Below are 12,614 nucleotides of genomic sequence, written 5' to 3'. Positions count from 1 at the left end.
ATACATTGCTATACAGTAAAAGCAGATTAATTTGCAGATTCAAACTCAATGGAAGGAGTCCGATTGTGACAACAACGACAACAAAATTTCGTGATGTAGAAATTCGCGCACCGCGTGGTACACAGCTCAATGCCAAAAGCTGGTTAACAGAAGCACCACTGCGTATGTTGATGAATAATCTAGATCCTGATGTCGCAGAAAATCCAAAAGAACTCGTCGTTTACGGTGGTATCGGTCGTGCTGCACGTAACTGGGAATGTTTCGACAAGATCGTTGAAACCCTAAAGAATTTAGAAACAGATGAAACCTTGTTGGTTCAATCGGGTAAGCCAGTTGGCGTATTTAAAACCCATAAAGATGCACCGCGTGTTTTGATTGCAAACTCGAATCTTGTTCCTCATTGGGGAACTTGGGAGCATTTCAATGAATTGGATGCGAAAGGTTTGGCAATGTATGGTCAGATGACGGCTGGTTCTTGGATTTATATTGGTAGCCAAGGGATCGTACAAGGCACCTACGAAACGTTTGTAGAAGCAGGTCGCCAACACTATAACGGTGATTTAAAAGGTCGTTGGGTGTTGACTGCAGGTTTAGGCGGTATGGGCGGCGCACAACCTTTAGCTGCAACACTGGCAGGCGCATGTTCACTCAATATCGAATGTCAACAAACCAGTATCGATTTCCGCTTACGTACCCGTTACGTCGACGAGCAAGCAACTGATTTGGATGATGCGTTAGCGCGTATTGAAAAATATACCAAAGAAGGCAAGGCTGTTTCGATTGCACTGCATGGCAATGCTGCTGAGATTTTACCTGAGTTGGTTCGCCGTGGTGTACATCCAGATATGGTGACTGACCAAACCAGCGCACATGATCCGTTGAATGGTTATTTACCCATTGGCTGGACATGGGAAGAATACCGTCAACGTGCGAAAACTGAACCAGAAGTTGTGGTGAAAGCAGCGAAGCAATCGATGGCGCAGCATGTTCAAGCGATGTTGGATTTCCAAAAAATGGGTGTTCCAACCTTTGACTATGGCAACAACATTCGCCAAATGGCACAAGACGAAGGTGTAGCAAATGCCTTCGATTTCCCAGGTTTCGTTCCTGCCTATATCCGTCCATTGTTCTGTCGTGGTGTTGGTCCATTCCGTTGGGCTGCACTTTCAGGCGATCCAGAAGATATCTATAAGACAGATGCCAAAGTAAAAGAGTTAATCCCAGATGATGAACATTTACATCGCTGGTTGGATATGGCGCGTGAACGCATCAGCTTCCAAGGTTTACCAGCACGTATTTGCTGGGTCGGCTTAGGTTTACGTGCAAAACTTGGTTTGGCATTTAATGAAATGGTTCGTAGTGGTGAACTTTCAGCACCTATCGTGATTGGTCGTGATCACTTGGATTCAGGTTCAGTCTCTAGTCCTAACCGTGAAACCGAGTCAATGAAAGATGGTTCAGATGCTGTATCAGACTGGCCGTTATTAAATGCTTTGCTCAATACTGCAGGTGGTGCGACTTGGGTGTCATTGCATCACGGCGGTGGTGTAGGTATGGGCTTCTCGCAACATTCAGGCGTGGTAATCGTGTGTGATGGTACCGATGAAGCAGCAGCACGTATCGCACGTGTATTGACCAATGACCCTGCAACAGGGGTAATGCGTCATGCCGATGCGGGTTATGCCATCGCAATTGATTGTGCCAAAGAGCAAGGCTTGAACTTGCCAATGATCACACAATAAACAGACAAGGACATTACGATGCTTTTTGCAATTGTGTAAGCAGCATCGTAAGCGAACAATAGAGTGCAAAACAGGACGCCAATAATGGAACTTCTAATTCAACCCGGCAAACTTAGCTTAGCAGATCTCCGCCACGCTTATTTAAATCCAATCAAAGTGAAACTCGATGACAGCGCTTCTGCTGGCATCAATGCGAGTGTTGCATGTGTCGAACAAATCGTCAATGAAGGCCGTACGGCTTACGGTATCAATACGGGTTTTGGTTTACTTGCATCAACTAAAATTGCACCAGAAGACTTAGAACAATTACAGCGTTCTTTAGTGCTTTCACACGCCGCTGGCGTAGGCGAACCATTAGATGATGCAATGGTACGTCTAATTATGTTGCTCAAAGCAAATAGTTTGGCACGTGGCTTTTCGGGTATTCGCCGTAAAGTGATCGATGCTATTTTGGCGTTGATTAACGCAGAAGTTTATCCGCATATTCCATTGAAAGGTTCTGTGGGTGCTTCGGGTGACTTGGCACCGCTCGCACATATGTCTTTGGTGTTATTAGGCGAAAGTAAAGCACGTTATAAAGGTGAATGGTTGCCAGCAGTTGAAGCACTTAAAATTGCAGGTTTAGAACCTATTTCTTTAGCGGCGAAAGAAGGCTTGGCACTGTTAAATGGTACTCAAGTTTCAACAGCCTATGCTTTACGTGGTTTGTTTGAAGCAGAAGATTTATTTGCTGCTGCAACAGTATGCGGTGGTTTAAGCGTTGAAGCCATGTTGGGTTCACGTGCACCATTTGATGCTCGTATTCATGAGGTTCGTGGTCAGCGTGGTCAAATTGATGTGGCTGCTGCTTATCGTGATTTACTGACTGAATCGAGTGAAATTTCGCATTCGCATGAAGATTGCAGCAAAGTTCAAGATCCGTACTCACTGCGTTGCCAACCACAGGTCATGGGCGCTTGCTTGACTCAAATTCGTCAAGCCGCAGAAGTACTAGCGATTGAATCAAATGCCGTGTCGGATAACCCATTGGTGTTTGCAGCAGAAGGTGATGTGATTTCTGGGGGGAATTTCCATGCTGAACCTGTTGCGATGGCAGCGGATAACTTGGCATTGGCCATTGCAGAAATTGGTTCACTGTCTGAACGTCGTATTTCGATGATGATGGACCGTCATATGTCACAGTTGCCGCCATTCTTGGTTGCCAATGGTGGGGTCAACTCAGGCTTCATGATTGCTCAAGTAACGGCCGCTGCGTTAGCAAGTGACAATAAAGCACTTGCACATCCTGCCAGTGTTGATAGTTTACCGACCTCTGCAAATCAGGAAGACCATGTTTCTATGGCACCGAATGCGGGCAAACGTTTGTGGTATATGGCTGACAACGTTCGCGGCATTCTTGCAGTTGAGTGGTTAGGTGCATGTCAGGGTCTTGATTTCCGTGAAGGTTTGAAGAGTTCTCCAAAACTTGAACGTGCGCGTAAAGTGCTGCGTGACCAAGTGCCTTATTACAGTGAAGATCGTTTCTTTGCGCCAGATATCGAGCAGGCGAGTGAACTGCTTGCAAGTGGCTGCCTGAACGAATTACTCATTCCACAGCTATTGCCGAGTTTGTCTGAAGTGTGATCAATAAAACGGTCACATGGAGTGGCCGAATCTAACTAAATTTCCTCAAGGATTGGAGATTATAATGTCACAACACTCCACATTACAGCGGGGGTTAAACACCCGCCATATTCGTTTTTTGGCATTGGGTTCAGCCATTGGGACAGGACTCTTTTACGGTTCGGCAACAGCCATCAAAATGGCAGGTCCGTCCGTATTACTCGCATATATCGTTGCAGGGATTGCAATTTATATCGTGATGCGTGCGCTTGGTGAAATGGCTGTACATAATCCAGTGTCGGGTTCATTCAGCCATTATGCCTCGCAATATATTGGTCCACTCGCAGGATTTACGACGGGTTGGACTTATGTGTTTGAGATGATCATTGTTGCGCTGGCAGATGTGACAGCTTTTGGGATTTATATGGGATTCTGGTATCCCGATGTGCCTCGCTGGATTTGGATTTTATCACTGATCATGTTCTTGGGTGCAATCAACCTGATTCACGTCAAAGTCTTCGGGGAACTGGAATTCTGGCTTTCAATTGTCAAAGTCACTGCGATTGTGGCAATGATTGTCGGTGGTTTGGGACTGATGTTCTATGGTTTCCATGCTGACCACAGTGGTTTTACCACAGGCATTCAAAACTTATGGATTCATGATGGCTTTATGCCAAATGGGATTGCAGGTTTAGTTGCATGTTTATCTGTGGTGGTATTCGCTTTTGGTGGTATTGAGATTATTGGGATCACTGCGGGTGAGTCTAAAGACCCGAAAACGTCGATTCCTAAAGCGATTAATGCAGTGCCCGTACGTATCTTGTTGTTCTATGTCATGACGATTTTTGTACTGATGTCGATTTTCCCATGGAATCAAATTGGTAGCCAAGGTAGCCCATTTGTACAAATCTTTGAAAACCTAGGCATTAAGTCTGCCGCTACTGTTTTAAATATCGTGGTAATTACTGCGGCCATTTCTGCAATCAATAGTGATGTATTTGGTGCGGGTCGTATGCTTTACGGCATGTCGAGTCGTGGACAAGCACCGCAAGTGTTCCAAAAAATCTCTAAAAATGGTGTGCCTTGGATGACTGTGGTGGTGATGGCAGGTGTATTGATGATTGGTGTGGTGTTGAACTACATGATCCCAGAAAATGTGTTCATCATCATTGCTTCAATCGCAACATTCGCAACAGTTTGGGTGTGGCTGATGATTTTGCTTTCTCAAGTTGCGATGCGTCGTAAATTGTCTAAAGCGGAGATCAAGGCACTCGACTTCCCAGTGATTGGCTGGCCGTATGCACCTGCATTTGCAATCGCATTCATGCTGTTTATTTTGGCCATGATGGGATATTTCCCTGACTCACGTCCTGCGATTTATGTCGGTGTAACTTGGTTAATTTTACTTTGGATTGCCTATACCATTTGGGTCAAACCGAAGCAAAACACAGTCAAAGAAAATCAAACTATGCAGCATCAAAATATCGAAATGGAAAGCTAATGATCAAACTGCTCAGGTGTAAACCATGCCTGAGCAGTGAGAGGAACTTTGAATGAAAAAGCTTTGGAAAAACTGTCATATCTCCACCATGCAAGATGGACAGTACTCCAGTATTGAGAATGCTGGAATCGTTACTTTGGGACAGCATATTCACTGGATTGGCGCATTTAAAGACCTTCCTGCCGATGCTTATGCTGAAACCATTGATCTGAATGGAGCATGGGTCACACCTGGCTTGATTGATTGTCATACCCACAGCGTATTTGGTGGCAACCGAAGTGTTGAGTTTGAAAAACGCTTGCAAGGTGTTAGCTATGCTGAAATTGCAGCGAGTGGTGGTGGTATTGCCAGTACTGTTCGTGCCACCCGCGAAGCCAGTGAAGAACAGTTATTGGCTTCGGCACTGAAACGCGTTCGATGTTTGCTTCAAGATGGTGTCACCACCATTGAAATTAAGTCAGGTTATGGCTTGGACTATGTCAATGAACGCAAAATGTTACGTGTGATTCGTCAAATTGCAGATACTTTGCCAATGACAGTACGTAGTACCTGCTTGGCTGCCCATGCTTTACCGCCTGAGTATAAGGATCAAAGCGATGCTTATATCGAGCATATCTGCAATGACATGCTGCCAAAACTACACCAAGAAGGTCTGGTCGATGCTGTCGATGCATTTTGTGAATATTTGGCTTTTTCTCCAGCTCAGGTTGAACGTCTATTTAAAACTGCCCAGTCTTTAAATCTACCTATTAAACTGCATGCTGAACAATTGTCTTCGCTCGGTGGCTCAAGTTTGGCTGCGCGTTATCAAGCCTTATCGGCAGATCATTTAGAGTTTATGACTGAAGATGATGTGAAGGCGATGGCTGCTGCGGGTACAGTTGCAGTGTTATTGCCTGGCGCATTTTATTTCCTGAGAGAAACCAAATACCCACCGTTAGAAAGTTTGCAGCAACATGGGGTGCGGATTGCCTTATCCAGTGATTTAAATCCAGGAACCTCACCAGCTTTATCTTTACGGTTAATGATGAATATGGGCAGTACCTTATTCCGTTTAACCCCTGAGCAAACCTTAGCAGGTGTGACGACTCATGCAGCGCATGCACTGGGCTTACAAGATACTCACGGGACCTTGGAGACAGCTAAAGTTGCTGACTTTATTGCGTGGGATATCGAGCATCCTTCTGAGATTGTCTATTGGTTGGGTGGAGATTTGTCAAAGCGAATTATTCGGCATGGCAATGAAATATCAATCTAGTTTTAGACTTATTTAAAAAAGAGTTTGCAGGATGAATCATTCATTTACATGGCAGGGACGTAAAGATGGCGAGGGTGCTGCACATCTGCGCATTCATCAAGTCATTAATACCAGTCCACGTGCGGATTACGCCTTAATTGGTTTTAGTTCCGATGAAGGTGTAAAGCGCAATAAAGGACGCTTGGGTGCGGCAGATGCTCCCGACAGCATTCGCGCGCAATTGGCCAATTTACCTGTACATCAACCCATCACGATCGCAGACATTGGTACCGTGGTCTGTGACGGTTCAAAACTGGAACAGGCACAGGCTGAGTTGGCAGAACAAGTGGAAAGAAGCTTAAAACAGGGGATGAAACCCATTGTTTTAGGTGGTGGCCATGAAGTGGCGTTTGGTAGCTTCTCTGGCATGTTCCAATATCTACAAAATAATGAACCGAATAAGAAGATCGGTATCATCAATTTTGATGCGCATTTCGACCTGCGTGAAGCGGAACAGGTGACATCAGGGACACCATTTTTAAATGCTGCAAAATTGTCTGAACAGCATCAGCAAGCATTTCATTATTTGTGTATTGGTGTAGCGAAACATTCAAATACTAAGGTTTTATTTGAAACCGCAGATCGACTGAACTGTACTTATATTTTTGACCATGAATTACAGCAACAAAATGTTGAAAATTTAATCGAAAAAATCACAGCTTTTATCGGAAAAGTTGACTATTTGTATATTACAGTTGATCTTGATGTATTTAGTGCTAGCATTGCGCCAGGTGTAAGCGCACCTGCGGTAAAAGGAATTGATTTATCAGTCTTTGACCCATTACTAGAGGCCATTAAGGAAACCGGAAAGATTAAAGTTTTTGATGTGGCGGAATGTAATCCACGGTTTGATTTGGATAGTAGAACTGCCAAATTGGCCGCTTATATAATTTTTAACTACATATTTGATTGATGGATCATGTGAATTCATCAAAAGGTTAAAACATGTCTAATTTATCTTATGTCTCTCAAAATGACGGTCCATGGGCAACTTACCTTGAACAGATCGAGCGTGTTGCTCCATATCTAGAAGGTTTAGAAGATTATGTGGACACATTGAAGCGCCCAAAACGTGCTTTGATCGTTGACGTGCCAATTGTTATGGACGATGGCACAATTCGTCATTTTGAAGGTTATCGTGTGCAACACAACTTGTCACGTGGTCCGGGTAAAGGCGGTATTCGCTATCACCCAGATGTAGATTTAAATGAAGTAATGGCACTTTCAGCATGGATGACAATTAAGACTGCGGTGGTAAATCTACCATTCGGCGGTGCAAAAGGTGGTATCCGTGTTGACCCGCGTCAACTTTCTCCACGTGAATTAGAACGCTTAACACGTCGCTATACCAGTGAAATCAGCCATATTATTGGCCCACAAAAAGATATCCCTGCACCAGACGTGGGTACCAATCCAAACGTTATGGGCTGGATCATGGATACTTATTCATCTGGTCAAGGTCATACTGTTACAGGTGTGGTGACTGGTAAGCCAGTCCACTTAGGCGGGTCTTTAGGTCGTATTAAAGCAACAGGTCGTGGTGTATTTATCACGGGTCAACAAGTTGCTGAAAAAATCAAATTACCTTTAGACGGTGCTAAAGTTGCGGTTCAAGGTTTTGGTAACGTAGGTAGCGAAGCTGCTTATTTATTTGTTGAGTCAAAAGCTAAAATCGTAACCATCCAAGATCACACAGGGACAATTTACAACCCTGAAGGGATCGATGTTGCTGCATTAAAAACACATATGCAAACTCACCAAGGTGTAGGTGGTTTTGCTGGTGCACAAGTGATCAGTGATGAAGAGTTTTGGAATGTAGAGATGGATATTCTGATCCCTGCTGCATTGGAAAGCCAAATCACTGTTGAACGTGCGCAAAAGTTAACTGCCAAGCTAGTGCTTGAAGGTGCCAACGGTCCAACTTTCCCAGAAGCGGATGATGTACTGGTTCAACGTGGTATTACTGTTGTACCTGACGTCATCTGTAATGCGGGTGGTGTAACTGTATCTTACTTCGAATGGGTTCAAGATATGTCGAGCTACTTCTGGTCTGAAGAAGAAATTAACGAAAGACTGGATAAGTTAATGATTCAAGCCATTAATGATGTATGGCATAAATCAAGCGAAAAAGAATGTACCTTACGTACTGCTGCCTTCATTTTAGGCTGTGAGCGTATCTTAAAAGCACGTAAAGAGCGCGGTATTTTCCCAGGTTAATTTTCTTTGCTTTTGAAACGACCTTAAGACTGATGTTTTAAGGTCGTTTTTTTATGCATTCTTTAATCTAAGAAGAAATCTTTTTGCAGTTGGCGATTACCTGCAATACAAGCATATTGAGCAAAATCAGTGATACCCATACGCGCCAAAGCTTGTTCATCAGTCAGGCTTTGTCCAGTGAGTTCACCTTTGGCTGTGTTATAAATGGCAAAAGCTGCATCTGCCATGATTTCCGGTTTTCGGCTGAGCTGTAGTGTATTTTCTTCACCTAAATTTTTTGAAACCGCAGCTGTTGCGATGTAAGTTTCAGGCCAGAGGGTATTACAGGAAATACCATATTGACGGAATTCTTCCGCCATGCCTAAAGTCAAAATCGTCATCCCGTATTTAGACAGGGCATAAGGCGAGAGCATGCCTAACCATTTTGGCGACATATTCACAGGAGGTGATAAGCTCAAGATGTGTGGATGTTCCGCCTGTTTCAAAAAAGGAAGAGCAGCTTGTGCGCAGATAAAAGTGGAACGATGGTTAATACTTTGAATTAGATCATATTGTTTTAAGGAGGTTGCTTCTACACCTGTTAGGGCAATGGCACCTGCATTATTAATCAGCACATCAATACCACCAAAGTGCTGAGCTGCTTGTTGCATGGCAGCATGAATCTGTTGCTCATCTCGCACATCAAGCAATAACGGTAATGCTTTACCACCTGCGGCTTCAATCTCTTCCGCGACGCTATAAATCGTGCCTGTTAATTTAGCCGTTTCGACTTCGGTTTTAGCTGCAATGACAACGTTGGCACCCGCATGCGCTGCTTTAATTGCAATTGCTCTGCCGATTCCTCGACTGCCACCTGTAATAAAAATAGTTTTTCCTTGCATATTGTTCATGAAGACGTCCTATATTTAATTTTTATAAAAGTTGATTTAAACCATAAAGGGATGTGCAAATTTTTCAGGATTGTACAGTTGACGCTGTTTCGCAATGTCGACGATACGATGGCGTAACTGACGTTTGATCACGGCATAGGTTAAGCGATGCTTTTGTGACATGTCTTCTGCAAATTTAAAGACTTCGGCGTTTAATGACTCTACTGGATAAATTTTATTGACCACTTGCGTCTCTAAACATTCAACCCCTGTCATAGATTTGCCCGTCAATGACATTTCCCAGATCGTATGCTGATTGGGAAGTAATTGCACAATTTCTGCAATCGTATCGGTAAAGGGAATGGTTAGTTTAACTTCGGGAAAGCAAAAGCGTCCTTTGTCTGCACGCATAAATCGGAAATCGCAAGCCGATGCTAAAATTGCACCACCAGCATAGGCATTGCCATTAATTTCAGCGATGACAGGTAAGTTGAGCAGGGCCAAACGCAACAGCATATTTTCCAGTTGCAGGGTAAAGGCTTTTTTATCCTCTATGGATTGCTGCATCAGCCATGCTAAATCCAAGCCATTGCAAAACGTTTTTGGATGGTCACTTTGAATGACCAAACATGCATTGTATTGATGACTTTCAATTTCATTAAATATTTCAATATACTCATTCAGTACATCTTGATTTAAGACATTTTCCTGATCGCCATTGGTTAATGTAAGAACATAAATGGACTGCTGTTGATCAAGCTTCATGGTTGCCATTTAAGTACATCCTCATTGTGCCATTGTTTATTATTGAAGCTATTATTTCGAATAAAACACTCGCACAATAGGTGTGGCTATGCCATATTGATGATCATTTTAGGACAGGATGCCTGTGATGCGAGATCCATTTGGGTTGTTTCAGGAAACCATCTCCGTATCTTATGCACATATTTTATTAGAAATTGTGTATAAATATGGTGTTGATACTCAAAGTATTTTCAATGGTACTGGTCTTGACTCGGTTGAAATAAAAAAGACTGATGCCAAAATGAGTGCGCATCAATGGTCGAAACTGGTCGTCAATGCCTTACGCTTGACAGGCAATCCACGGCTTGGGATTGAATATGGTTTTAAATTACGTCCAACTTCGCATGGTCCTTTAGGATTTGCATTTCTCAGCTGTACAGATGTAGAAACTGCTTTAAGCCTTTGCCAGCAGTATTTTTGTACGCGGATACAGAATTTCACGCCAGAATGGTACATCGATGACGACTTCGTCTATGTTTATCTGGATGATGTACATCCAGTGAAATTGGGTGATGCAGAACAATCAGATCAATTAAGGCATTTCCTAATAGAAAGCCTGTTGTTTGGTGCGATTCACTTTTTGACTTTGTTTTCTGGGCGTATTGCTGAAAACTGTGAGGTATTTGTGGATTGGGCGGGCGCCCCAAATTATAAAAAAATTGATTTATCCCAGATCAAGATTCAATTTAATCAAGCACGCAATGGCTTACGTTTTCCAAAGCAATATCTGCATTGTAAAAATCCAAACGCAGATCAAGTCGCTTTTCAGCAAGCAGTACTTTATTGTGAAAATGACAAGCTCAAATTAGTGAAAGAGGGTGCTCGTGATTTGCAAAAAAGTATTCGATCTGAATTGTTATATCACTCAAGCAATGCTTATCCAACGTTGTCTGTGATTGCCCAACGCTTGAATATGTCGGAGCGAACCATCAAACGGCATTTACAGGCGCAAGGAACGACCTTTTTACAGATTTTGGCGGAGGTTCGGTTTAACCAAGCGAAGAAATTACTGCAACAGCAGCAATACAGCATCCAAGATATTGCTGGTTTGGTCGGTTACGAAGAAGCCACCAATTTTATTCGCGCTTTTAAAAAGACTTTTGGGGAAACACCAAGTCAGTATCAGAAAAGGTGTTTAACCCAAGTCGATTAATCCGACACAGCATTTTGAACCGTTTGAATAAATAATTCCAGTGAATGCTGAATTTGATCGGTCCATTCAAAAGAACAATTCATACGAATAAAATGCTGATGTGAAGGCAGCACATTAAATAACGGGCTTGGTGCAACACCTACCTGTTGCTGAATCAGTTGTTCATAAACCTGCATGCTGCTGACTTTGTCAGGGAGCTGAATCCATAGAAAATAACCACTTGGGTAATTATACACTTTGCAGTCTTGGGATAGATGCTGCTTGAGATAGTGGAAAAACTGTTTCTTATTCTTTTCCAAAGCACGTCTGAGCGTTCTCAAGTGTTTTTCATAATGATGATGCGAGAGAAACTCAACCAGCGCATTTTGGATCAAGGCATTGGCTGAAATGGTACTCATCAATTGTAGATGTTGAATATGTTCTGAAAATTTACCTGCATACACCCAACCCATACGGAAACCCGAGCCCAGGGTTTTGGAAAAAGAAGAGCAGTGCAGTACCAGATTTTGTTGATCGAAATACTTCATTGGCAGCGGTTTTTGATTGCCATAAAACAATTCTTCATAGACATCATCTTCGATTAAATGAATCTGATGCTCATGTAACAGCTTGGCAATTTTATATTTGATCTCATCACTGACAGTAAAGCCAATCGGGTTATGCGCATTCAGCATAAACCAACACACTTTGATCGGATAGTTTTTGATGACTTGCTCAAAGGCTTCGATATCGAAACCATGTTGCGGGTGCTCAGGAATCGTAATCACCTTTAAGCCCAAACGCTCAGCAGCCTGCCAAGCACCATAGAAAATGGTTTGCTGCAATAAAATATAATCGCCTGGTTGGGTAATTGCTTGCAGTGAAAGGTTGAGTGCTTCCAAACCACCTGATGTAATGACAATGTCATCTGCATCTGTTGGAATCCCTTGCATACAATAGCGTTGCGCAATTAAATTTCTAAGTGCCAAATTACCTGGTGGTAGATTAGAGGTTTGGTCATAGCTATGTCGATTACGGGAAAATTGCCCCATGATCTGAATCAGCTTGGGTGGATAGAGCAATTGGCTATCAGGAAAAGCAGAGCCTAGTGGACTGACTTGTTTGGATTGAATTGATTTAAGATATTTAAAAACCAACGAGTTGATTTCAATTTTAGGATTTAAAGAGACCACCGAATAGGCTTGTGGAATCTGGATGTTATTTTGCTCAGCCACAAAATAACCTGACTTTTCTTTAGAATAAATCAAACCCTGCGCTTCCAGTTCTTGGTAAGCGTTCATCACGGTAATTAAGCTAAAACCTGATCTTTGTACCTGCTCACGTAAAGAGGGAAGCTTGGTATGTGGTTTCCATGACCCATTTTCAATGAGAAGTTTCAGGTTATGTGCTAATTGTTCTGATTTATACATAAGGTAAAGTGAATCCGTTT

General features: G+C 42.9%; 10 protein-coding genes. 7 read left to right on the top strand and 3 right to left on the bottom strand.

What is annotated here, in order from left to right; translation table 11 throughout:
* The first annotated feature begins 65 nt into the window (after positions 1-65).
* The 6 genes from hutU to F887_RS06765 all read left to right on the top strand — a co-directional run bounded on the left by hutU (position 66) and on the right by F887_RS06765 (position 8,359).
* The gene (gene hutU, locus F887_RS06740) at positions 66-1,742 is read left to right on the top strand and encodes a urocanate hydratase (protein WP_005295153.1); all 1,677 of its coding nucleotides are present in this window, start codon (positions 66-68) and stop codon (positions 1,740-1,742) included.
* Between the two features lie 84 nt (positions 1,743-1,826).
* Positions 1,827-3,365, top strand: coding sequence for a histidine ammonia-lyase (gene hutH / locus F887_RS06745; protein ID WP_004806245.1), 1,539 nt, complete (start codon positions 1,827-1,829; stop codon positions 3,363-3,365).
* A gap of 64 nt (positions 3,366-3,429) precedes the next feature.
* Positions 3,430-4,845, top strand: a complete 1,416-nt coding sequence (locus tag F887_RS06750; RefSeq protein WP_005295152.1) for an amino acid permease — start codon at positions 3,430-3,432, stop codon at positions 4,843-4,845.
* 52 nt (positions 4,846-4,897) lie between these two features.
* A complete protein-coding gene (gene hutI / locus F887_RS06755) occupies positions 4,898-6,103 on the top strand; it encodes an imidazolonepropionase (protein ID WP_005295149.1) in 1,206 nt (401 codons plus the stop codon).
* A gap of 31 nt (positions 6,104-6,134) precedes the next feature.
* Positions 6,135-7,055 carry a formimidoylglutamase gene (gene hutG / locus F887_RS06760; protein WP_005295146.1) on the top strand — a complete coding sequence of 307 codons (921 nt, stop codon included), beginning with the start codon at positions 6,135-6,137 and terminating at the stop codon, positions 7,053-7,055.
* 32 nt (positions 7,056-7,087) lie between these two features.
* Positions 7,088-8,359: a Glu/Leu/Phe/Val family dehydrogenase gene (locus tag F887_RS06765; protein WP_005295144.1), complete on the top strand. Its 1,272-nt coding sequence runs from the start codon at positions 7,088-7,090 to the stop codon at positions 8,357-8,359.
* A 62-nt stretch (positions 8,360-8,421) separates the two neighbouring features.
* Here F887_RS06765 and F887_RS06770 read toward each other — a convergent pair whose 3' ends face one another.
* Together F887_RS06770 and F887_RS06775 are read right to left on the bottom strand one after the other, a co-directional pair.
* Positions 8,422-9,249: an SDR family oxidoreductase gene (locus F887_RS06770; protein WP_005295141.1), complete on the bottom strand. Its 828-nt coding sequence runs from the start codon at positions 9,247-9,249 to the stop codon at positions 8,422-8,424.
* A 36-nt stretch (positions 9,250-9,285) separates the two neighbouring features.
* Positions 9,286-10,002: an enoyl-CoA hydratase/isomerase family protein gene (locus F887_RS06775; RefSeq protein WP_005295137.1), complete on the bottom strand. Its 717-nt coding sequence runs from the start codon at positions 10,000-10,002 to the stop codon at positions 9,286-9,288.
* Positions 10,003-10,120: 118 nt separating this feature from the next.
* On the opposite strand from F887_RS06775, the gene F887_RS06780 reads away from it, so the two are divergent.
* Complete coding sequence (locus F887_RS06780) at positions 10,121-11,185, top strand: AraC family transcriptional regulator (RefSeq protein WP_005295134.1); 1,065 nt, start codon at positions 10,121-10,123, stop codon at positions 11,183-11,185.
* Here F887_RS06780 and F887_RS06785 read toward each other — a convergent pair.
* Complete coding sequence (locus F887_RS06785; RefSeq protein WP_005295131.1) at positions 11,182-12,594, bottom strand: aminotransferase-like domain-containing protein; 1,413 nt, start codon at positions 12,592-12,594, stop codon at positions 11,182-11,184. The two genes, F887_RS06780 and F887_RS06785, sit on opposite strands and share 4 nt — an antisense overlap.
* Positions 12,595-12,614 lie beyond the last annotated feature (20 nt).

Origin of the sequence: Acinetobacter sp. NIPH 2100, assembly GCF_000369805.1 — a bacterium.
GTDB lineage: Bacteria > Pseudomonadota > Gammaproteobacteria > Pseudomonadales > Moraxellaceae > Acinetobacter.
This window is presented reverse-complemented; position numbering and strand designations above follow the sequence as displayed.